Source organism: Paenibacillus sp. sgz302190, from assembly GCF_059820445.1.
Map to the genome: position 1 here is coordinate 183,805 of NZ_JBZYAO010000009.1, position 25,913 is coordinate 209,717.

Annotated in this window: 8 protein-coding genes; all 8 read right to left on the reverse strand. The window is 46.6% G+C overall.

From position 1 onward, the window contains the following. Positions 1-3: 3 nt before the first annotated feature. The 8 genes from AC6RNO_RS13110 to AC6RNO_RS13145 all read right to left on the reverse strand — a co-directional run bounded on the left by AC6RNO_RS13110 (position 4) and on the right by AC6RNO_RS13145 (position 25,882). The gene (locus AC6RNO_RS13110; RefSeq protein ID WP_488436325.1) at positions 4-1,791 is read right to left on the reverse strand and encodes an ABC transporter ATP-binding protein; all 1,788 of its coding nucleotides are present in this window, start codon (positions 1,789-1,791) and stop codon (positions 4-6) included. A gap of 112 nt (positions 1,792-1,903) precedes the next feature. Then, positions 1,904-11,149: an SDR family NAD(P)-dependent oxidoreductase gene (locus AC6RNO_RS13115; protein ID WP_497105697.1), complete on the reverse strand. Its 9,246-nt coding sequence runs from the start codon at positions 11,147-11,149 to the stop codon at positions 1,904-1,906. Between the two features lie 16 nt (positions 11,150-11,165). Continuing rightward, on the reverse strand, positions 11,166-12,419 hold the full coding sequence (locus AC6RNO_RS13120; RefSeq protein WP_497105698.1) for an acyltransferase domain-containing protein: 1,254 nt from the start codon (positions 12,417-12,419) through the stop codon (positions 11,166-11,168). A gap of 27 nt (positions 12,420-12,446) precedes the next feature. Further along, positions 12,447-13,502 carry an HAD-IIIC family phosphatase gene (locus AC6RNO_RS13125; protein ID WP_474681252.1) on the reverse strand — a complete coding sequence of 352 codons (1,056 nt, stop codon included), beginning with the start codon at positions 13,500-13,502 and terminating at the stop codon, positions 12,447-12,449. Positions 13,503-13,536: 34 nt separating this feature from the next. Further along, complete coding sequence (locus AC6RNO_RS13130; protein WP_474681253.1) at positions 13,537-14,670, reverse strand: acyl-CoA dehydrogenase family protein; 1,134 nt, start codon at positions 14,668-14,670, stop codon at positions 13,537-13,539. Continuing rightward, positions 14,670-14,912, reverse strand: coding sequence for an acyl carrier protein (locus tag AC6RNO_RS13135; protein WP_474681254.1), 243 nt, complete (start codon positions 14,910-14,912; stop codon positions 14,670-14,672). Before AC6RNO_RS13135 ends, AC6RNO_RS13130 begins: the two co-directional genes overlap by 1 nt. Before the next feature lie 79 nt (positions 14,913-14,991). Beyond that, positions 14,992-15,879, reverse strand: coding sequence for a 3-hydroxyacyl-CoA dehydrogenase NAD-binding domain-containing protein (locus tag AC6RNO_RS13140; RefSeq protein ID WP_497105699.1), 888 nt, complete (start codon positions 15,877-15,879; stop codon positions 14,992-14,994). A 436-nt stretch (positions 15,880-16,315) separates the two neighbouring features. Next, positions 16,316-25,882, reverse strand: a complete 9,567-nt coding sequence (locus tag AC6RNO_RS13145) for a glycoside hydrolase (RefSeq protein ID WP_497105700.1) — start codon at positions 25,880-25,882, stop codon at positions 16,316-16,318. Positions 25,883-25,913 lie beyond the last annotated feature (31 nt).

Below are 25,913 nucleotides of genomic sequence, written 5' to 3' on the forward strand. Positions count from 1 at the left end.
TGTCTATAGAATTTCTTTGTAGTAGCGTGACTGTATTTCGTACATACCTTGATATAGGCCATTTTTATTCAAGAGTTCCTTGTGCGTTCCGTATTCCACAATTTCCCCGTCATCAAGCACACAAATTTTATCGCTAATGGACGAACTGCTCAAACGATGCGAGATAAAGATGGTCGTCTTGTCCTTTATTATTTTTGAGAATGTAATGTACATTTCGTTTTCGGCGATCGGAGACAAACTGGCGCTTGGCTCATCCAAAATCAAAACAGGACTGTTCTTGTACATCGCTCGGCAAAAAGCCAGCTTTTGGGCTTGTCCTCCTGAAAGCTCTACACCGTCACTATCAAACCTTCTTGATAAAATGGTTCTTTCCCGATAAAGAAGAGACTGAATTTTTTCCGACAGATTGTTTTGACTAAGTAAAGAATGAACAAGAGGGTCATATTCGGTCTTATCTTTAAAAGTAATATTTTCGTATACACTGATTGCAAAAATTTTAAAGTCCTGAAAGACGGTCGATAAGGCGTCCATATAGCTGTCATAGTCGTAATCTTTTATATTAATGCCGTTATAGAGTATAGCTCCGGACGTTACGTCGTACAGCCGCATCAGAAGCTTGATCAAGGTTGTTTTACCCGCTCCGTTTTCGCCTACGATTACAAGACACTCGCCGGGCTCAATGGTCAAATTAATATTTTTCACAATCAACCTGGGGTTATTGGGGTAATGAAAAGAAACATCGATAAGCTCAAACTTCCCTGGCGGACTCCCCGGTTCTATTTTTATTTTTTTTGAACTCTCCCTAAGTTCGCTTCTACGTCCCAAAAAAACAAAGAAATCGTCAATATAATTGTTTATGTTGTATAGATTCACGATATGGTCGAACAATGCCCGAAAGCTATCGCTGAATTGTCTGATCCCGTTCATCAGAACAATGAAGTTCCCTATAGTCAGTCCTTTGAAAATTACCGAAAACACAAGAATAACGAGGATTGTGATCTCCTGGGTTATATTTATAAATGTACTGCCCAGCAGTCCCTTCCTTTCATTTTTGATTGTTCTATCAAAAAACGAGAAATATTCATTTCTGTTTTCATCTCCTTTTCGGGTAACAAAATCTTTCAATCCGAATAATCTTATTTCCTTCGCAAACTTTAGCTCGGTAGCGAGATTAATAATGTAACGCCATTTCCTGTCGATGGGTAAAGCTTCTCTGTGAATTTGATAATTCTTATTTTGTATCTTTAAGCTGATAAACGTATTTATAAGGGAAACTGCCAATACGATGATGATCATGAATGGATTTAACAGCGACGCTAAATAAGTAATAAAACCCAATTGTGCGATAGCAATAAAAATGCCGTTTACCGCCGCTAAATACCTTTCCAAATTATCGCCATTTGCGAGTACAAAAGAAGCCCGATTCATCTCCTGAATAATGGATTGATCTTCTGTGTATTTATAGTCCATATCAATCGATTTCTTGCAAAACATTGCAGTCAGCGGAACGAGCAGCCATTTGGAATGCAGCGTCGTTGCGCTTTTAGTATAAATCTGAGCATTCGTTACAACGAGATTAGCAATGAGCATCGCCAGAGTAATTTTACATATATAAAGCAGTCCGTGGTCAAATTGAATAGCATCAATTAAATATTTAAAGTAGATGATTGTAATAAAAGGCGCAACAGCATTACAGACAATATGTATAAAAGAAACGAGTAAGTAAAATTTATTATTTATAAACACCAATTTAAACAAACTTATCAGATTCTTTACGATTCTAATCTTCACTCAGTCAGCCTCCTAATAAGCGTGGGCCCCATCAAATCGAGCCCTTGGGAACATGCAGGAACATTCCCTGTATGTTCCCCTTGTAAGGAGCTCGTCAAGTCATTTAGTCCAATCATTGATCGAGGAAGGTGTCCAAGGTTTGATGAAATTTGTCATTCCGGAAATTTTCCGCTAAATTTTTTACCAGCAAATCAAGAATCGCCGCTGCTTCTGCATCGTCTACATAATTCTTTTTATATGAGGCGGAAACATGATAGATTTGATTAAAGTTCTTAATCTCCAGATCCAACGTAAACTTTGGAATATTGACAGCGTACGGGATGTCCTCCGTGCTTCTGTACTTTTTCAATGAGTTATCTTCGAAATCCATATAAAAGAAGAACTCAGGTTTTGAGCTTTTTAAATCCCCAATTAGATGGTTGTACTGATAAAATTGATTTTTAAGTCCTCCTATCGTTGTTTTCGTCACATTTTTCATATAGTCGTCTAACGACTGTTCGGGCTGCAATTCTACTCTGATTGGAATCAGGTTTGTAAAGACGCCTATCGAATGTTTAAATTCCGGTACATATCTGTTTAACACAGGCGTAAGAATCGAAATATCTTTCTTTTTTGTAATTTGGGCAAGCGACAGCATATATACGCCTAAGAAGATATTAAAAATCGTGGTCTTTCTTGACTTGGCAAACTCCAACATCGCATCGGCAAGCTCCGAACTTAATTCGATTGAAGTATGCCCATAAGCATGTTCGTCTGCTTGCTTGCTTTCGAATGGATTTGTAAAATCAAATCCGCTAAGCTGGTCTTTCCAATAATTACCCATGTCTTTGTACTCATTGGAAGTATAGAAAATCTTTTCAAACTCAACATACTTCGAATAAGGGCATAGAGGGTTGCCGGGTAAGTCATTCGTTCCAAAGGCCTCCATATGTTCCTGAAGAATAGTTGTAGAATACCCGTCCAGCAGAATATGGTGGAAATCAAAGAATAACAGTTTTTTATCAGGAGCCTCAAACAGAGTCAGATTAAACAACGGGTACTCGCTGAGCTTGAACGTTTTCAGGTATTTCGTATAGTCAATATTCGCCGCTGAATCGACTTTCACTCGTTGAATTTCGATGGGCTTCATCGGATTGACGACCTGCACCAATTTTTTGTTTACCGTTTTAAAAGTCGTTCTTAACATGTCGAACTGGCCAATAAATTTGTTTGCATTAATAACTAAATCCTCGTACTCATCTCCTGATTTGTCCGATACGAACCCGATATTATAGACATTTTTATTGTGCGCTAGCCGATAATCAAAATAAATCCTTTCTTGTGGATTGCTCATATCATAATAAGCAGCACTCGCCGTTTGTTCTTTTTGATTCCTGTCTGAATCTTCGGCCTTTTTGGCGTTTTCCATTTTTTCTTTGCGGGAAGCAATGTACGCGGAGAGGCTTTGGATAGAATCAAATTCAAACAAATCAGCGATTTTGACTATATTCGGATACAGCTTATTAATAATATCGTGCATTTCTGTAAGGAGAATGGAATCGCCGCCCATTTCAAAAAAGCCTTCATAAATATCCACTTCATCATACCCTAGAATCGTACAGTACACTTCACCGATCTTCTTTTCGACGGGCGAATAAACTCCCTCGATATTTCCTTTCAGTTTGATCTCCTTTGCATTTGCCGGTTCAACTTTTTCTGGAATTTCTTCTTTTTTGATTCGTTTCGAAATATATTCGGCTAGACTGTGAATGGAATCAAATTCGAATAAATCCGCAATCTTGACAATATTGGGATACAGCTTGTTAATGGTATCATGCATTTCCGTAAGGAGAATGGAGTCGCCGCCCATTTCGAAGAATCCCTCATAAATATCGGCTTCTTCATACCCCAAAATGTCGCAATAAACTTTTCCGATTTGCTTCTCGACAGGCGTGTAACGGTCTTCCACATTTCCAGTCAATTTGATTTCCTTGCCGGAACTGCTGACATGGCTCTTCTCTTGCAAAATGGTCGGAGGCGCTGCCATAACGGCATTCTTTGCCGCTGCAACCTCGTCAACCTGTCTTTTGTAAGTAAATTTAAAGATTTTCGCTGTAAAACTTGGAGCCACAGCATGACGGCTATTCCTCAAAAAGGATACCATGTCAACCTTTTCGTTAAACTGACCGATCACAACACGCTGCGGTTTACTTCTGAGCAGTTGGTTAAGGGCATTCGTCGCTTCTTGGTTGGATATGGCTTTAGTGACCGTGTCTACATTAGTGCCTGTATGATGAGCCATCCCCGTTTCTTTCCAAGCAACCCAGTTGACCGTGTAAGTATTCCTGCCTTGCGCATTCAAGTAATCCGTATAGGAATCCAAAAATGCGTTTGCGGCCATATAACAGCTTTGTCCCGGTTCACCTGCATCAGTAACATTGGATGAATGCAGCAATATGAAATCCAACTGATCCTGCTGCGTAAATTTATCCAAGTTCCAGGTCCCCAGCACTTTTGGAGCGAATACGGACATGTAACTTTCTTTTGATTTCCGTAGAATGAAACTCGGTTCGACTACACCGGCGCAATGAACGATGCCGTTTATTTGTTTATACTTTGCACGTACGGATTCCAGCATGTTCTGCACATCGTCCGCTTTACTGATATCACACTTGATAAATTCTAGTGCAGAGCCATTCATTTTTATCTCTTTGAAGTCTTTAATATTGTCCCTATATCCCTCTTTCTCTTGGTAACTTTCCCATAGCGATTCATCAGGAAACCCTTTTCTGCTTAGAAGAATCAGATTGCAATTGGCTTGCCGGCTAAACAGCTTTGCATTTTGCACGCCAATTCCGGAGGTGCCGCCCGTAATTATATAGGTCCCTCCATTGACAATCCGATTTGCAGTTTCCGGTTTAACATCTACCGCATCGAACTCCTCAATATAACTTTGTCCTTGGCGCAAACCAACCAAATACATGTTGTGGTCTGCAAAAAGCTGATCCGCAATGTGATCGATGGTTGTTTCCATATCCGTATCGATCGCACGACAGCTTATACTTGGGTTCTCTTGCTCAATAATCTTGCCAAGGCTCAGGACTGTCGCACTGTGAGGCAGGGTTCGCTGTTCTTGCCCGAATATCCGACTTGCATTTGAGGCGACGAGCACAAGCTTAATATCTTGGTCAAGACGAGCCTTTACAAGACCTTTTACCAAGTTCACAGCATTGAAAAAGCCATATTCGAATTCCCCGTATAATTCATCGGCGTTTTTAGGCTCTTTATCCCGATAAGCGCCCATATGAACAATTTTACAGATTTTCATATCGGATAGCTGCGAAAATAATTCCTTGAACTGGTCGACATTGTTTTCAATCTGATACGTATCCTTATCTATTTGGCAAAAGGAATCATGCGCGGCAAAAACTTCAACGACTCTTACCCCTTTTTCCCTTAACCTTTGCGAAAGGATGAAATTCCCCTTGTTGTCGCAGTGGACGATCACGCAGACTTCGTCTTTTTGGGGCATTTTGATAGCAATCTTATCTTGAACGACCCATCTTTTATGGTGGAAGAAATGATCGTATAAACTTTCCTCTGTGCTTTTCTCCGCGCCGATCTTCCTGTCCTTCGCCGGGATTTGGTACCAGGCATGATGTCTAGCATAGGGATAGGTGGGCAGATGGAGCTTCCGATAGGGTTCGTTATACAAAACTCCCCATGCGATGTTTGCCCCTTTGATATAGCAGTTGCAAATTGCCTGCAAACCGGAGTCATTTTGATTTCCTATATTTGCGCAGTGACGGTTTGCTTCTTCCGTTAGCTTTTGCTGTTCCTTAGAAGTAATCTCATAGGAATATTTTTCCTTCTTGCTCTCGGGAACAATCGAATAATGGCCAGCATAACACCAATCATGTTTTATCTCATGGAACGATTCGCAATGAGTTAGTTCTGTCAGCTTGCTTACCAGCTCATTTTGATTATGATAAATAAAGGCTAACCGATGTGAGTAATGCTTTCTTCCAATATTCAGCGTGCAGGTTAAATCCAGAAGGTTCTCATTCTTATGTTCAAGCAAATAAGATCTGTACCGGTCGATTAATTGAAAAACTGCCTGTTCCGTTTTGGCCGACACTGTAAAAATTAGGGACTGTTTGCCGCTGCCGGCATTTGCGTTAACGGCTTTCGGCGCTTCTTCCAGAATAATGTGAGCATTTGTGCCGCTCATTCCAAAACCGCTGATCCCGATGATCGCCTTATCCCCTTTTGCCTTAAGCGGGGTCACTTTATCCACAATGTATAATGGAGAATTAATAAAGTCGATATTTGGGTTTGGCGATTGAAAATGGAGGGTTGGCGGTATGAGTTTGTTTTGGAGCGTTAATATGCATTTGAACAGTCCGCACATACCCGCGGCTTCATTGGCGTGCCCCAAATTGGTTTTAACAGAACCTACGCCACAAATTTGTTTATGCTCGGTAAAGGTTTCAAACGCGTGACGAATTCCTCTAATCTCAATGGGATCGCCAAGCTGAGTACCTGTGCCATGGGCTTCCATATAGCTGATATCGGCTGCCGTCACACCGGCATCGTGCCATGCCTGTTTAATGGCTTCGGATTGTGCCAGGTAATTTGGCGCGGCAATCCCGAAGGAGCTCCCATCCTGATTAATCGCACTTCCTTTAATAACAGCATAAATGGAGTCGCCGTCTTGCTGAGCCTTCTTCAGTGATTTGAGTAAAACGACCCCAACCCCTTCCGCTATAGCCGATCCGCTTGCATGATCGGAAAATGCCCGTGTTTTTTCTTCCGGGGATTCGAAGCCTACGCCGCTTCCATCGTCAAGAGGAATGGCCATAAGGGATGCCCCTCCTGCCAGTGCCATTTCACATTTGCCGAATCGAATCTGCTCACACGCCATATGCAGCGCAACCAGGGACGACGAACAAGCTGTATCGATGACCATACTGGGGCCTTTTAAATCAAATACATACGCGGCTCTGCTGGCTGTCATACTGACCTGGCCAATCGGCAAAGCATCATTGAACAGCTTTGGATCGACTTCATACAAGAGTCTGTTATATGCATTTCCAAGATTGGCCGTATACCCGAGGAATATCCCGGTATTCGTGCCTTTCACACCGTCCGCGCCATAGCCGGCATCATCAATTGCATTGGAACAGCACTGCAAAAAGATTCGCAAGACCGGATCAAGCAGCGCGGCATCACGAGGCGATATCCCGAAAAAAGCGTGATCGAATTTGTTAACTTCATCTAAATACCCGCATTTCCGAAATCGAATGCGACTTTCGTCAAATTCCCGGGAAAGCAGATGATTCGTGATATCAACGGATCGTTCGGCCGGGATATCGCGGACAACGTTAATCCCATTAACTAGAACTTCCCAATAACTATCTAAGTTGTTGCAGGCCGGAAGCTCTAATCCAACACCGATAATGGCGACACTGCCGTCATCGTTCTCCACAGACATAGCTTCCCTGGAAGCAGCTTTAACAGGATTCAAATTGACTGGGCTGGGCGCAGCACCATGCGCCTCTATAAAGGCAGGTTCTAGAAAAGCGGGTTCAGTCACCTTAAACTCAGTCTCTTCGCTTTCCGGTTGTGCAGCAGCACCATCCTGAGCTATTTTATTGCTGATATGTTCTGCCAATAAACTGACAGTCGGATAGGAGAACAGGTCGGTTACCTGCAAAATCCCGGGAAACAGCTCATTCAGATCTTTATAAATAATCGATAACAAGATCGAATTGGCACCCAATTCAAAGAAATTTTGATGAACCTGAATATCTTCATAGCCAAGATTTTTGCAGCATACTCTAATAAGAGTTTCTTCTACATTTGCATATGTTTCACTATGGATGGCAGGATTCGATTTCGCGGAACCAGCGTTATCATAAGTCTCCGCATGCAAAGCCTCCAAAATTCGGGGAGATAACTGCATGGGGTACGTCTTTAACAGCATGGAAATTTTGTCTTTCAGATTTAAGCGAGCTATTACAACAGAACCGCTATCGTTTTGCAGCACCGTAAACAACGCGCCGATGGCTTCTTTGATCTTTATAGTCTGAAATAACGTATCAATTGTAAAGTTGGACTTGACTGCCATCCCTATTTCCGACCACGTAGCCCAGTTTACGGTAATGCTTTTGCTTCCGGTTGCTTTATTGCGGTATTCGCTATAGCTATCCAAATAAATATTCCCTGCGATATAACCCGGCAGATCGGCACTGCTAAAAATAGTGGAAATACTTGAGAACATAAGAAAGAAATCCAGGTTCTGATCTCTTGTAGCATGGTCCAGATTATAAGTCCCTATCACCTTGGGCTTTAGTATATTTGTGAAATGCTCTTCGTTCAGCTGTTCGAACGTAATGCCTCCGCTGATCCCTGCACTGTGGACGATTCCGTTAAGCTTCCCAAACTTCGCATGTACTGTGCGAATAACAGATTGCAGCGCATCGGCATCCGCAATATCCAGGGCGAAATAATCCACATGCCCAGCTTTAGCTTTGAGCAAGCGAAGCCGCTCAATCTTCTCCGCCAAATCGCTTCCCGGATGGCTTCGCAGTATCGAATCCCATTCCGATTGTTCGGGCAGCGGCGTGCGGCCAACAAGAATGATAGAAACCGATTTGGCCCGACCGGCTATTTCCATTGCAGTTTCAGAGCCTATTCCACCCAACCCGCCGCTTATCAAGTACACTCCTTGATCTTTAACCACGAGCTGCTTGCTATCCGCGGCGATTTCCGCTTCCTGCAGGCCTTCGCAGAAACGTTTATTATTGCGGTAAGCCACAATATCCTTTTTGGAGACAGAACAAATTTCATCGACGATCCTAATCCAACTCGTGCCAGGGTCCTTGTCAATACAGCATGAAGCAATATTTTTAAACATACGATTAAAGGATTTGCACAGGCCGAAAACGGGCGAACCATTCGGGTTCAAATAAGCCTCTTCCCCTGTAACCCGGAAACAATTGTTCAGGACAGGAACGACTTTTAAAAGATTCTCGTAATTTGAAAATTCGCGGTATAGGCCTACAATGCCTAATAACATCACGTTTTGCATATGGAGCAATTCTTCCGGGAGCCAATCTTCTTTTGTGCCAAACAAATCGGCAATTACAATGTGCGAAAGATCCTTAAAGGAGATTCTCCTATACAGCTGTCCAAAATATTTTTCAAGACCGATCCTCTTCGCTTCCGCAGTATCTATGGAAATCCGCTCTACGTCAAAAAAACGCTGCTGCAAACCTTCGTACAGTTGTTCAACAGAATCATCTGACAGGTGAATGAACAAGCATCTTCCCAGCTCAACGTTCTTCTCAATCGGTTGCGCTTCCACAAAGATTCTTTTGTAAAACAAATCGGAAGAAGCAGGGATAGAGGCAGGAGAGAAAGGGATGGCTTCGCTATCATATTTAAGGGCATTCAATTGGTCCGCCAATTCGTTCCAGTTTTTCTTTTTCTCCTTTTTGGGCAGCCAGCAACGGCTTCTCTTAAAAGGGTAGGGGGGAATTGTGATATGTCTGGGTTCGAACCCTTTGTAGAGCGAGCTCCAGTCTAATTTAGCACCATAACTGTATACACTAGCTATAAATTCAAAATCGGAACGGATTTCATCGTGCAAAACATCGGTTGGATTGCCTGCCAAACAGGTGGCGATGTTGGCATTGCAGCGCTTTACCGTCAATCGAACTTGACCATAATCAATTTGTTGCGATGTGTGCTCATGGTCGTAGTACACTCCCGGCAGACGGTTCCATTCGCTTGGACCGCAGTCGGCCAACCGATGTAAAATGCCAACCAAGTCATTTCGATTGGAAAATACGACAGCCAGTCTTTTGGCGTAATGGGTTCTGTACAAATTTGCATTAACGGCAAAAAGATTCGCATCAACATCGCTTTTTTCCAAATATTCTTTGTATTGTTTGCACAAAGAAACCAAGCTTTCGGATGACTTTGCCGAAATTCCGAGTACATGCTGTCCGGTCAGTTGCAGATCCTCAAGGTTATTTTCATATTCCTGCACAATAACATGACAATTTGTACCGCTGATGCCAAAGGCGCTGACCCCGCAAACCCTTAAGCCATTCTTATTCCAGTCTTTCGTAGTAGTGTTTATGTAGAAGGGAGAATCACAAAAATCAATCTTTAGGTTAGGAATGTTGAAGTGGCTTGCTCCCGGTATCTTTTTATTCTTAATGGCGGCAAGCGCCTTAATAAAAGAAGCAACTCCGGCAGCTTCATATAAATGTCCGATATTGCTTTTCGATGAGCTCAATCCGCAGAATTGCCTTTTATCCGTATACTTCTCAAATGCGCTCGTAAGACCTCGAAATTCAATCGGATCTCCAAGCGCGGTTGCCGTGCCGTGCGTCTCAATATAGTCGATCTCTTCAGGGGAAATTCCGGACGACTGCAGGGCATCCAAAATAACATTGGCCTGAGCGGCGGGATTTGGAGCCGTAATGCTTGCAGACGCGCCATCATTATTAATCGCGCTGCCCTTGATTACCGCATAAATATGATCTTTGTCTTGTTCCGCTGCTTTTAACGATTTCAATAAAACAACCGCAGATCCTTCTCCTATTGCCGCTCCGCTGGCCGTATTGTCAAAGGTTCTGGTTTTACTATCATCCGTTTCAAAGCCTACATTCATATCATCATAGGCAATTGGAAACGAATGCAGTCTGATGCCGCCGGCGATCGCCATGGAACATGTGCCATTTTTGATGCTTACGCATGCATCATGAATGGCCACCAGAGATGAAGAACACGCGGAGTCAATAACCATCGTCGGCCCTTTCAAATTTAATAGGTACGATGCGCGGGAAGGCACCATGCAAGGCATATTGCCTACATTTGAATACTTGATCAATTCAGGATTATTATGGAAAATATTCGTGGAATAATTATCTTTCGTAGAGCCAGGGGTATAACCGATAAAAATACCGGTTTTGGAACCGTTCAACATTTCCGATGTGTAGCCAGCATCGTCGAATGCATGGAAAATGGTCTGCAGCAATATCCGTTGTATAGGATCCATGACTTGTGCCTCTATAGGCGGGAGTTTGAAAAACTCATAGTCGAATTCGTCTATACGCTCCAAATATCCAGCCTTGTTGTATGATATTTTACTGTTGGAATTCGGCATCATCAACGTATAGATGTGGGCAAGCTCTTGCAAATCATCTTGGCGGCCTTGCGGAAGATCCCTGATGAGGTCTATATTATTTTCAAAAACTTCCCAAAATTCATCCAGATTGTTGGTGCCGGCTATTTGCAATCCTATGCCAATAACCGCTATATCATCTTCTTTATAAGGCGAATGATCGATATGGTTATTTTTCATGACATGATCCCGCTTTCTACAGAGTCTGAAATACTTTGGTAAAATGATAGAAAGAATTGGTTTCATCCAATAACGTTTTTACGCAATTTCTGATTTGTCTCGGGTCAAGCTTTTTGATTCGCAACGCCGCAATCAACATATCAAGCATTTCGGCCTGTATCTCGCTTTTTACACCGTCTCTATGCTTAGATGTCGCATTGTATTTCTCTTTGAGCTTTTCATAGATTTTAACAACTTCCTTGTATTCATTGTGATCCGTGTTCTTGTTCTCTGTAGAAACTAAAATGCTAAGGCATCTTCCGGCAAAATTGGGCAGATCTTTAGCGAAATTCGGGTCGGATGTAAACAAAACATCCAGCTTGTGCTTGTCATTGATCAAGCCATAACAATAGGTTTTCAAGTTCGGCAGATTCTCCTTAATAAATTCGGATAATAGCAGCTTAGGGCTCATTTCAATCGTCGCCGTAACGCCAAATCGCCGGAAGAGATGAAGGGCTGAAGTAAACAGAACCGGAGAAATTAAGTGATAAGTCAAACTTTTAGCAATTTTATTCGGGTCCGATAAAGGATTACCGGTATAGTTGGATATAACAGGAAATCTAAACGGATAAAATTCAAAACCGCTAATATACTCCAAATACTCCATACAAATTTCGTTCATGATCGGACAATGAATCGGCGGACTGCTGAAAAGCGGGGATACCATGGCCTCTTTATCAAGCAGTTGCTGTTCGACCGCTTCAAGTTTCTCATTTAAGCCGCTTATCGCGTATTGACTATTTGAGTTGAAGCATGAAATAAATACGCTCCCCTCCGCATTGGCCGCTCTGATACACTCTTCTATGATTTCCTGTTTGGATTGTTCGATGATGGCCATATGACCTATATCTTTTTGAACTACTCCGTTTATTAATTCCCCCCTTTTCATCATGATTGCAATCGCATCCCTGAAAGTTACAGCCCCGGCACTCACAAGAGCGGCATATTCGCCAATACTGTGGCCTACTGCAAATTGAGGGTAAACCCCATAATCCTCCATGTACGCTCTAAATATCGCAATCTCGGTCGTTAAAATAGCAAGCTGCATATTGGAAAATTCATTAATGCTGCTCACGCTTCCGTTAAAACATAGATTGGCGACATCGATTCCCGAAACATCGCTCGCTTCCTCGAATGTCTGTTTCGAGATCGAGTAGTGATCAAAAAACGATTTGCCCATCTGTATAAACTGTGTTCCTTGTCCCGGAAAAATAAAAGCGAACTTTTCCATGATCAAATGCCTCCCTGCATACTATTTTTATTTTTCCACAGCCAGCCTGATATACCCGGGCAACGGCTGTATATTGGAAAGATCATTTTCGAATACGATATAATTTCCGTCTTCGTGAATCTCTTTAAACCCTGCAAATTTATACGTAACATACATCATCCGATTTCTGTCCGTCGTGACAAACTCGGCACGCAGTACCGCATTTGCCTTCTTGGCAAGGTTCATGACGTGATTGATCATGACCGTCCCTACTCCGCGCGACATGACGCGACAGGACATCAGCAGGAGCTTTATGGTCCATACGTCTTGTCCTATTTCTATAAGCGTTAGCCCTATTTTACCGTAGGTCCCATATTTATCTTCCAAATCCGAAATGAGCAGCAAATGAGTATCCGATGTACTCATCTTGTCGATCTCTTCGTACGAATACGTGTATCCGGTAGTATTTAATTGATGGGTTCTTACCGTCAGTTCCTCCGCTCGCTGCAAGTCCCCTTCTTTAACCCTTGATATAAAAAATTTCATATTGAGCGACGCTAAAAACTCTTCGTGTGTACCTATAAAGCTTTCCTCTACAAGGTTCCGTTTGATATCGCTCATATACATTTTTCTTCGATTTTTTGAATCTTCTGTAACGAATTTCGGGTTCATCTCGGGCATGTCCAGGAGCAGGTGCAAATCCAAAGCGTCTATACAAAGGACTTCAGGAAGCGCATATTTGACTTCTTCTCGTTCAAAGGGTTGATCATCGACAAATGCCAGTGTGTCTATGCCTATATTGATGGATTCCGCAATAGCCGCGATGGAAGAGGATTTCGAGTTCCAGTTGATTTGAGGATAGATGAAATATTCCTGCAGTCCAAACTCTTCAAGCTTATTCATGGCTGCCTGATGATCATTTTTACTCGCAACGGACTGCAAGATCCCACGGTTGTCCAGCGTTTTGATAATATCAACGGCCCCGCTTCGAAGCGTGACGTTGTTGTCTTCAAGAAGTACCCCGTCCCAAATCGTATTGTCTAAATCCCATACAATACATTTGATCTTTTGTTTTTCCTTCGTTGCGGTGCTTTCTTTGTTCATCACGCATCCCTCCAACGCGGCTTGTATAAAGTGGTTAGGTGTTCCTCAATGTGTTCATTGCGATAAGCATCTCGTGCATTTGCGTAGTTCCCTCGATAATTTCATTGATTTTGGCGTCGCGCATATACCTTTCAACGGGATAATCACGGCTGCATCCATTTGCCCCATGAATTTGCACAGCATCACTTGCTACCTGATTAATCATCCTGGAGGCAAAATATTTTGCCGTCCACGTTTCCATGATCGAATCGGGATCCATGGCATCCTTCAAGTATCCCGAATGGTAACATAGTAATCTTGCCGCCTTGGTATTTACCGCCATTTCGGTTAACATTTTTTGGATCAGTTGATTCTCCCGTAAAGGCGAACCAAATTGCTTCCTTTTCCTCGCATAGCTCACGGATTGTTCCAAGCAGGCTTGTCCCAGGCCGACACATCCGCAGGCAACGGTGTATCTTCCATAATCCAGACAATTTAAGGCCACGTGCGATAAGCCTGTCCCCACTCGTCCCACAATGTGTTCTTTCGGGATTTTGCAATCGTCAAAATGCAGCTCCGCCAGCATCGAAGCTCTTACTCCCAGCATCCCCGTTATGGGGGTTCTGACAAATCCGGGAGAACTGCTCTCGACCAAAAAAGCAGTGGGTTTGCCTTCACACTGCGCAAACACCAAGTAAATATCAGCGATCTGCCCCATGGTGATCCACTTTTTGCGTCCATTCAGCACATAGCAATCGTCCGAAAGAACAGCTGTTGTCTGTACATTCTTAGCATCGCTGCCTACATCCGGCTCTGTAAGCGCAAAAGCGCCTATGATTTCGCCGGCGGCCAGTTGGGGCAGCAACCGGCTTCGCTGTTCATCGCTTCCCCACCTTAGAATGGCCAATGCCACCATTCCATGGACGGTCAGCAAGCTTCTAACGGAGGAACATCCTCGTCCCGTTTCTTCATTCAAGATGCCGACTGTAACCCAATCCAGTCCCATTCCGCCGTATTCCTTCGGAAGCATGGAACCCAAGTATCCTTTCTCTTTCAGCTTCGCTATAATTTCGGGCGCAATACGTTCCTCCCGGTCGTTCTCTTCAGCACTAGGTTCGATTACCTGATCTGCAAATTCTCTGAATTCAGCCTTCCATGCCTGTTGTTCCTTGGTCAGTTCAATTATCATTAACTGGCTTTCCTTTCGACAAGTTCATAAATGGAATTGATAGACCTGAAATTGTCCATATCGAGATCTTTATTGTCAACTCTTATTTTGAATTCTTTTTCGAGGAACATAACTAACTGCATAGCAAATAAAGAGTTTACAAATCCCAATGAGAATATATCCTCGTCATCCCGCAGTTCGTGCTTTTTGAAAAATTTGCCGAGAAATCCCTTAATCCTGACCTTTACATGTACATTTTCCATAAAAAATCACCTTCCTTTAAGTAAAATACTTTGTCAATTCATTGTTTTAACTTTAATTTGGCCCCCTTCCTACGCGACTTTATTCATATGTATAAAACCCCTGTCCCGACTTTCTGCCATACAAGCCGGCTGCGACCATTTTACGCAATAGGGGACAGCAGCGGAATTTGGAATCCTGGTAACTTTCATATAAAACATCCAAAGATTGCACCACTGTATCCAAGCCTATCAAATCTGCAGTTTCCAATGGCCCCATTGTATGCGAATAACATTTTTTAAAAATATCATCTACTTCCTGGGGCGAAGCTACCTGATCCTGGACTACAAAAGCCGCTTCATTCATAAATAAATGTGAAATCCTATTCGAGACAAAGCCCGGATAATCGTTCACTACGATCGTTTCTTTGCCAATTGTGAAAAGCAGTTCCTTGGTCCGCTCGATAGTTGAATCAGATGTATGATAACCGCGGATGATTTCAACCGCCGATTTCACAGGCACGGGATTCATAAAATGAGCCCCCAGGATAAAGGATGGCCTTTTAGTTAAAGATGCAACCTTTGTTATAGATATACATGAAGTATTAACCAGGATTACGCAGTTATCTTGACAGATCTCATCTAATTTTTTATAAACCTCACTCTTGGTTTCCCATTTTTCAGCAACATTCTCTACGATAAAACCCACCTCGGCCAGCAACCCATAATCGGTAGAAAATTTTATTCTTGATAGTACAGTTTCAGGCTCCATTACAACTTCGCTCTTCTTGAATAATCCCTGAAACCTCACGTTGTTATAGATTTCCTCGCTTGCTTTCTCCAGTATGCTCTCACAAATATCTATGAGAACAACCGGATAGCCGAATTGTGCGAAGTTCTGGGCAACTCCTCTGCCCATAACCCCAGCGCCAATTACTCCGATTTTTTCCAAATAAATCACTCCCTCGTTAAATAAACTTCCCGAAAACATGCCAAAATCAGGGGATTTGCCGCTATGAATTGATATGACCGTGCATCCGGATTGCCAATCAGCAATCTATTAACTTAATCAATGGAAGTAAAAGGAATAAACTATGAACAGACTATGGCGTAACTTGGTGAGAGAAGCTTGGAGTGGAGTCATGCGGGAATTCCTGTAAGGAAAGAAAAAACTTGATGCATGCAGCAAGCAGAGAATGGGGAAATCAGTATTTCAGCCGCGCTAGCTGAGGGAGTTTAAACCATTAATATTCCATATTGTACCATGAATTTACAAATGAGAAAAGCAAATATTTACAACGTCATCCGGTAAAATCCAGCGTTTCGCCCTACAACGCGCAGCAAGATTCGTGCAAAAAAAGACCACTAGCATCCAATGATACTAATGGTCCTGCAATCAAAATTTTCGTCTTCTCGGCCCAAAATACCTACTTATTGTAGATTCGATACATAAGCATTGCCGTTTCTGCCCTCGTTGCATTCCCGAGCGGATTGATTCCGCTGCCGTCTCCGCTAATAATTCCGTTCCGGATAAGCGCAGCTACGCTTTGCTTCGCATAGGGTGCGACTTCCGAGCTGTCGGCAAATCCGGAAAGATGGTCCTCCGATCCTGCTGCAATCTGTTTTTTCGCCGCCTTCAACGCGCGCTCGATCAATACCATCATATCTTGACGGGTGATCGTCGAATCCGGGCTGAATCGGTTCCCGCCGACCCCGGCGGAAATTCCCAGCTTCCGGGCAATCGCTATCGCATCGGCGTAGTAAGCGTTGGAGCTGACATCTGCAAATTGGCCGTCTGTCTTGGCGGTCAATCCAAGAGTGCGAACCAAAAGCTGGACGAAATCGGCTCTCGTAATGTTTTCACCGGGCTCAAAGATATCGTTCGAAGTACCCTGAATGACTCCTTTAGACGCCATGACCTCGACTGCATGTTTGGCCCAGCCGTAATCCGCCAGATCGCGGAAAGACTTGTGGACGTAGGCAACCGCATATCGGCCGAGTTGCGTGGTCGCGAAGGTGACGGTTCCGGCAGCTGCATCATATTTTCCCGTAGGAACTGCTGTTATTCGTCCGTCTGCACCGACCTTCCAAACAGTAATATGCTCCGAATTAGCAAGCTCTTCGGCGGAAGGCGTATAAGGGATCGACACGCGTATCGGTCCTTCCGGGTTGTTCCAGGCAATGGCCGACCCATTCGCCGTCAAAGTAAGCTCAATGACCGGCTTGCTGCCGATCGCCGCCTGTGCCGCCGCATCCAGGCCAACCGCATCGGCTTTCCCGATCGACAACGTAACGTCCGCAGTGCCCGTTCCGGCAGAAGCTCCTAACATGCCCAAAGGTACTGCGACAGTAGCGATTTCTGTTGCTACTGTGACTTGTTTGCCACCCGCTGCCGTCAGCGCCGAAGCCGGCAGGTTGACGATATAGCGATTTACTTCCGCTGTTTTCGGCACTTCAATCAGGGCAACCCCCGCCTCTTCAAAAGCCTTGTTCAAGGCTTGAGCATCGACAGTGACTTTGGCTGATCCTGTCTCGACAACAGGGGCTCCTATTTTCACTTTACCGGGGATGTCGCTGACAGGCGCTTCCGGTTCTTTAGGCGTGTTGGCCGATCCGGTCGAGTTCGATGTACTGCCGCTACCGCCGCTATCGCCGCCGCCGCTTGCCACCGTTATAGTGCTGGCCGCCGTATAGCTTCCGTCCTCTGTTGTAGCAATGACGAGCGCAGTTCCGCTGGAAACGCCGGTAACAATAACACTGGTCGTTCCGGTTTGCGCGTTATAAACCGCATACGTCACGGAGGCTACGCTTGGCGCTGAAGAGGTGAAGCGCACCGCTTTGTTGGTTGCGTCGCCCGGTGTGACGGCGGCCTCAAGCAGCGTCGTCCCTCCGACTTGCAGCAGGGCCGCGGCCATATTGAGCGACACGCCGGTTACAGGTACTGCGCCTGCTTCCCGAACCGTGACCTGAGCCGTGGCGATCCTTCCGCCATCCACCGTAGTCGCGGTAATCGCAGCCGTACCGCTGCCGATTGCGGTCACGGTTCCCGCGCCGTCGACGGTGGCGACCGCTTCATTGCTGCTGGACCACAGGACCGTCTTGTTCCCTGCAAGGTCGGGGAGAACGGTCGCCTTCAGCTGTGCGGTCTGCCCGGGTTTTAGAGCGAGAGCCTGTTGATCGAGCGTCACGCTCGTCACTTCACTTGCCGCAGGTGCGACTTCAACCGGCAGTGTTCCGTTGATTCTCGTTAGCTCCTCCGCTGTGATCGGCAGCACCGTTCCATGTCTCGGCGCCGGTGTCGGGAAACTGTATCCGCTTGAAACCGGAGTCCATATGCCCGATGCCAGATCGGTGGTGTAAAAAGGCTTGTAGCCTCCGCCGGAGAAGTAATCGATAAACAGATACCATTTGTTTTCTCCGTTCGCCTTGAACACCAGCGGTCCTTCTCCGGCAGGGATCGTTCCTTTGCCGATCCCTTCTTTGATCATGGTGAAGCTGCCGAATATGGAGTCGCCGGATTCCTCGAATACCATCTTGCCGTTAGGCGAAGTCGCAGCGTTGAAATCGCGTTCATCCTTCGTAAATCTGTAAATCTTCCCGTTGTTTTCAATCATGGTCGTATCAATGACCGAATATCCGGGATTGAAGTACTCCTTGGCCTCCGTAAACGTATAAAAATCCCGCGTCTTCGCATACATAATTCTCTCATTCGGACTGCCTGACTTGGCGGCATCGCTGTACATCTTCGAAGCCCAAAAGACGACATATTCCCCGGTCGTTTTGTCATAGAACGCTTCCGGCGCCCAAGTATTTCCCGCCAAATCGGAAGATACTTTAACCAGTCTTTGATTCGACCAATGGATCAAATCCGACGATTCCCAAATCAACAAGGACGTGCTGCCCGTTGTTTGCGCCCGGGTCCAATCCCCGTTGCTGTAAATATTAAGATCCGTTGCGATCATGTAAAATTTATCGCCGTCCGGGGACCTGACAATGGAAGGGTCTCTGACCCCTTTTTCACCCAGTCGGGATGTAAATACAGGTTTGCCTTGGTTCAAATTGTTCCAGTGCAGCGGATCATTTCCCTTGCTCGCCGCCATGTAGAGCTGTTCGCCGTCTTTCGTGCCTTCGCCGATAAAGTAGGCAAACAGATAGCCTGCATAATCCGGCTTCGCGGGCAGCATCTTTACGTGAGCCAAAAATGCCTTGGTGAGAACCTCGCCATTCAACCTGAGCGTTGCCGTCAGTTTGATGTCCGCATCACCGGTACCCGCGGCGGGACGCTTCACCTCACCGGTCGGCGCAACGACGGCGGGGTCCTCGGAGGACCATGAAATCACGGAGCCGAACTCGCCTTGTACAGGCAGTGTCAGATTGCCGCGGACATCGCCGATGTTGTGAACCGTCAAATTCTCCGCATCGCGTTGCAATTTCTCGGCATCCGCAAGCTGCTTGATGACCGTCACAGCAAACGTTTTGGTTGCTGTCGCTCGGCCGTTGCTGATGGTCGCCGTCAGCATGACCGTTGCATTGCCGTCGCTGGCTGCTGGACGTGTCACCGCGCCCGTCCGGCTGTTGATCACCGCTTCATTGCTTGAAGTCCAGGTGATCGCGCTTCCGTACGAACCTCTGGCCGGGAGTTTCAAGCTGCTTTGTACGGCGCTGGTATCCCCGAGCGTCAGGTTCATTTGATCCGCCATAAACATATCGCTCAGCTTGCTTTCATAGATCGACTGAATTTCGGACTTCTCCAACGCTCTGCTGTATAAGCGGAAGTCGCTGACGTTGCCTTTAAAATAAGGGTCGCCATAATTGGGCCACGGCTTGCCGATAAAATTCGCATCGGTCGGTTCCAGACTGCTCGGCTTTTGAGCAACGTAATCGCTTTGTACGGCTGCTCCGTCCACATACAAGGTGGCGGTTCCGGTTGAGGCAGAATAAGTTACCGCAACCTGCCTCCAGGAATTGACGGGAATCGAACTGCTCGCTACCCCGCTCTCTCCGCTCCAGTTCGTAGGCGTAATGGAGTATCTGAACCTGCCGCTCAAAGTCGGCGCGAAGTAGATGTATCCATTTTTCGTATTGCTAAATGTAGCTAGCCATTGCGGCGCCGTTGCGGTTGCATCCAGCTTCATGAAGGCCGATATCGTCAAATCGTCGACCCCCTGGAGCAGGTTGTTCGGCATCTGTACATAGGCGCCGTTGTAACCGCCGCTTAATTGCAGCGAGCTGCCGCCAATGCCCGGTCCCCAGGCTGCGCCGTTTTTGAGGATACCGTCGTTCCCGTTCCCCGATGCGTCTGCCGCGGTAGTGCCGCCGGTTTCGCCCAATTTGTACCACAGCAGCATATCATTCTTTACCGTTACAGTTACTTGGTAGGTCTCGCCTTTGTATGCAACCTTAATGACTGCCGTTCCTTTGCGGAGCCCGGTCACCACTCCCGAACCGTCCACCGCGGCAACATTGGAATCCGACGATTCATACGCGGCTGAACCCGTCACATCGTCCACAGATCCGTCCGGATGAGTAACCGTAACTTTCGTCCTGTGGGTCTGGTTGAGAAATAGCACATAGGCGCGGGAGTCCAGGCCGACCGCATCCCCCGCTTTCAAAACGGTAACCGCAATGGTTTTGCTGTCCGTCGCAGCCCCTTTATGAATAGCTGCCGTTACATGGACCGTTGTATCTGCGTCGAGCGGTCTGGTCACCTTGCCGTCAGCGGAAATAATATCCGTGCGGTCAGAGCTCCATGTGACGTTTACCCCGGCCGCATAGACAGTCGGAAGTGTCAAGTTGCCGACCACAGCCGCAGTATCACCTAAATCCAAGCCGTCTTTGACCGCCTGAACAGCCTCGCTGTCAGTCAGGGATTCGATCCATACATTTCTGATTTCACTGGCGGATAAAGCCCGGTCATATAAGCGAAAATCCGAAATTTGCCCTTTAAAGTATTGATCCGCAGGATAAGCAGGCTTGCCGATATAGTTGGCTACGGTCACCTCCATATCTTTGGGAGAAACCGTTACATTTTTTCTCTCAGCAATCTTGTTTCCATCTTCATAAAATGTCATGATTGTGCCGGACACGGTCACGGCGACATGTTTCCACACCCCTTTGGCAAGGGATGAGCCTTTCGACGCGTTTTGTTCCGCGGACCACCTGTCGTTCGTCATGCTGACGCGGGAATTGCCGCTTCCGTCCGTCAACATGCCGAAATATTTGGTGCCGGGAGCCGAAGCGGGGTTTTCCGCCGAACCGAACGTGAAGATCCAGTAAGGATTCTTAATTGCCGGATCGATATACACATTCGTCGACACCGTGAGGTCCGTTATACCCGACAGCATTCCGTTCGGCATCTGAACGAAGCCGTCTGTTCCGTTTAACGCGCCAGCGCCAGCGCCGTTTTTCGCCGTTCCCCACGAAACGCCGCCGCTAAGCGTGCCCGCATGGCCGTTTCCGGAAGCATCGCTAACCGTTGTCCCGCTGCCCTCATTGAACTTGTACCAAAGCTTCGGACCTGTGTTCTCCAATCCCGGAAGCGGTTTCACGTATCGGACGGAAATCCACCCGACAGCAGGCTTGTCGGACCCTGCCTTAACCAGTTTGACTTCAAGCTGGTCTGTTGTCACATCCGCGGTAAATTCCTTGATCTCCCGCTTGTCGCCGACCACGTAATTTTGTAGCTTGCGGTCGTTCTGAACGTAGATGTCCATCAATCTGGTCGGCGAATCCCAAGGATCGTCAAAGCCCATTCGCACATCGTACGTGCCAGGGGGGACTTCAAATTTATAAGCGATTCCTTTCCCGTTATCATTTCCGTCATATTGACGGATCGAGAGAAACGGGTCTGTTTCATCGCTCTTGGCCCAGGTGCGCCCGTCATCCGCAACATATCCCCAGGCTGCTCCGGTGACGGGATCCTTTCCGAAACTTTGATCGGGAACCGACTGTTTCGCGCCGAGTGTAACCCCGTTTTGCACAGTGGTCGCCCCTGCATCCACAAAATAGTATAGATTAGGATCCGCAGGGCCTACCGGTGTCGCCGTTTTCACGTCGGATGCAGGGCTTGAGGAACTGCCTCTAACCGTTGTCAACGCAAAATAGTACGGCGTGCCGTTCGTCAAATTTTCAACCGTGTAATGGTTGACATTTCCCGGCACAGAGATGTGGTGGGCAAGGTTCCCTTGATCCGTGCCATACGCAATGTCATAATCGGCATGAATAGTCTCGTCAAAATACAAAGTAACCTTGGAATCCCCTTCGGCTGCGCGTTTGATCGCCGGTTGAGCAGGAACGCCGGTATCTTGCTGAACGGTAAGCCAGCTAATCAAGGGCTTGTTGCCGCCCTGTTTTATGATTTTTACGTCAAGCTCTCCATCCGTAACGGAAACGCCCACTACCCGCTTCACGTCTTGGCCCGCTCCGATCAAGTAGTTGGTAAGAACTTTTTGTCCTTCTACTTCAATATCCATCACCCTGTCGGCACTATCCCAAGGATCATCGAATCCCAGATCCAGATTATACAACCCGTTGGGCACTTCAAACCGATAGGCGAGACCTTTGCCGTTGGTGCTGCCGTCGTACTGGCGAATGCTGCTCCAGCGGTCCTCGGTTAGATTGGCCCAAGTTTGCGAATCGTCGGCTTCATAGCCCCACTTGTATCCGGTCACGGGATCCGCCCCGTAAGCTTGATCCTCCACTCCGTTCATGGAACCGAACGACTCGCCGTCTTCCAATTTATCCGGGCTCGAATCCCCCGCATCTACATAGTAGAGCAGCTGCGATACATCGACATCGTGCGGCGTACCCGATACGATGCTTGATTCGGTCTGAAGGACTCCATTCGTCGCCACAACCTTGAAATAATAAACCTGATTGTTGCTGAGCCCGGTTATTGCGGCATTTCCTCCGCTCGCAGCCGCTTGATTCTGCAAGTTATCGGATGCTGTGCCGTATTGCACCGTATAGGCGGTTGCCCCGTCGATTTCCGCATATTTCAAATCGATCCGATGGTTGCCGCTGCGAACCGTATTGATCTCCGGGGCTTTCTTCAAGTCACCCGGCCTAATCACCTTCATGTAGCTAAACTGCGCATCATCCCAGCTATGCAGTCCTACCATACCGCTGCTGTAAGTGGAATCCTGCACATCAAAGATCAGTTCATCATCCAGATAGGCCTGAATATGCGAACCGTCCAAAACGACCTTCAACTGGTACAGTTGGTTCAGCTTGGCCGAGAAAGCCTTCGATTTGGCCAGATTCGTGCCATTTTTCCGCAAGAACAGCGCGTCGTTCTCGAATCCGAAGGCATAGGCATGATTATAATCCGTACCGCGGAAAACAACTCCCCAGTCGGCGCCCGGCTCGGCGTGTTTGGCCGTAACGGAGATAGTGCCGTCAATCACCTTGACATTTTTAACGGATAGCTCTCCCTGGTTGTCTCCTCCGGATTGATGTTTCAACAGCCCGTTTTCCATCTTCCATACACTGACATCCTGATTATAGGGAATCAAGGAAGCGTTCTGAAAATCGTCTTCCCACGTAACGTTTTCCGCTTGAGGCATAGCCTGGATGCTTGCTGTCGGCTGCCCCGTTCCGCCCGTGCCTACAGAAGATACGCGGAAGGAATAGATTTGACCGTTTGTCAGATGATCGATCGTTGCGGAATTCGTAAGCAGCTGCGTCGTTGTCGGCGCACCGTTCCCGGTGTTCATTTCCAAAGCATACTTGGCAATGCCCGGCACCTCCGGGAACTCCAGTTGAACTTTGCCGTCGCCCGGAACGGCGATCAGCTTGCTTGGCGCTTGAACAGTCGGGGTTACCGTCATTTCGGTAGACAAAGCGCTGTAGTCCGCTCCGTCCTGCGCCTGGATCGCCAAGTAATAGGGACTGCCGTTGGTTAAACCTGTAATGACGCCTTTATACAAACCGTCCTGACCGGCGATTTCCACTGTGCCGTTGTACGTGCCGCTGGCGGTTCCCCATTTTGCCAAATAGTGCGGAACATGAGGATCGCCGGAGAATTGAATGCCGATCCCTCCGTCAACGGGATTTGCGGACACCTGCTGCGGCGGACTAAGCACCGGCGTCACAGTTGCCGTGTCGGAAGGGGCGCTTTCGCCGTTCCGGTTCACGGCTATTGCCTGTATGTAATACGCAGTATTATTCTCCAGCCCGAGGAGCGTGTAGCTTGCACCCGCCACCGGACCGGCAGTCATATTCATATTGTCCGGGGATTTGCCGTAAACGATTTTATAGCTTTCGGCTCCTGCAACCCCGTTCAGCTTGATATCCGCCGCTTTATTCAAGGGCTTGACGGAATCAATACCCGGCTTATCCGGCGCTTGATCCGCAGGCACATAGCTGCCGTCCAACGTTACAATGGACCTTGCGGGAATTGTGTACTGAAATGCGCCGTCAGCACCCGCCGTTACCATGTCGCGCTGAGTCAAGCTTTCGCTTGCGCTCGTCACATAAGGCGTAAGATGGTATACTTTTTTTCCGTCCGGCACTTGATTAAGCTGAACGGTAATCGGCTTATCCTCATTCGTATAGTTCACGTAGACGGAAGTGATTTTATGATTGCCCTCATGCAAATAAGCCGAACCCATCAATCCCTTGGGGTCATTCTCCGCAAGTCCGGTCATGGCGATCCGTTTGGCCCCGGGACGAATAAATTTGCTGTAATTGCCCAATGCCCATAACATTTTGGACGTATAGATCGATTGCTGGTCACCCGGCACGCTATAATCCGTATAAATCAGACCGTCTTTATAATCTCCTTTGGACACAGCCGTCCACCATTGCCAAGCGGATGCATTCGCAACGGACAGGTCATAATGAATCGTGCGCGCTATCAAAAGCGCCGGATCGATGCCTAAGTCTCTTCCGTTCCCCTGCATTTCCCCGACATCGCCGAGAACGCAGTACTCGCTCATCCAGTAGGACGAACCCGGCAACGTACTTTGCAGATTTTCCCACAGCAGCTTCCGCAATGCCCCCAGGCGGTCCCCGTTTTTGTCGGAAACCGTATCCGACCAATAAGAGTGGGAAACGATCTTGTTGTCGATTTTGGAAGCGATTTCAGGATTGCCCAAAAAATCCTTGATATATTCCCGGTACTTGCCTACATTTAATTTGTTGCTTCCGCCCTGATATTGTTGTTTGTTATCGTTAGGATTTTGGGAGGAGGCCATAAATTGTGCATATTTGGCGTCATCAAGCAGAGCCAGGATTTCGACGCCTTCAGGAGCAGTGATTTTGGTATTGATGTTTCTATTCTTGAGCTCCGCATAAAGATTATTAATGACATTGATAAAATCCGTGTTGTTATAACGGTTCCCCTCTTGTCCGGCTCCGTTCCAATCCCACGTAGGTTCGTTGATGGGGCTGACATAATTAAAATGAATGCCTGACTTATCGAAATGATCCACCACATCAGCCAAAAAGCCGGCGAACTTGCCCTCGTAACCCGGTTTAAGATTCGTAGAGCCGACGGAAGCGTCCGGCTGTGCGTGCCCGTTCTTGGTCATCCATACCGGCGGGCTGTTCACAAATGCGATAATATCCTTAACGCCTCTGTCATTCGCAGCTTTCAAAAACCATTGCTGTCCGCCCTGCTTTGACCAATCGTAAGCGCTGTTTTCATCTTTCTTGAAGCTTTCCACCCTTCTCCATGGGATTGTAATAATATTTTCATCCGTATCGTTGGAACCGGCCCCGATATTAAACCGCCAGCTTGATAAACCGATCCCTTTGTCCTGCGAAAATAGTAAATCGGCAATCTTCTCCTTGTTGCTTTCAGACCATTCCTTTCCGATCGGATCCATGGACCACGCGTCAGATGCGCCAAAGTTGTCAATGGTTTGAAAAGTTGAACTCGCATCGATGCTCACTAAAGCTCTGCTAACATCTGCGGCATGTGTAACTGTCGGTGCCATAGGACCGGCAGCTACAAGTGCGGAAGTGACCAGCGCCAGGGTGCGTTTTAACATCTTTTTCCTCCTCCAGGTGTGTATAAGAAAC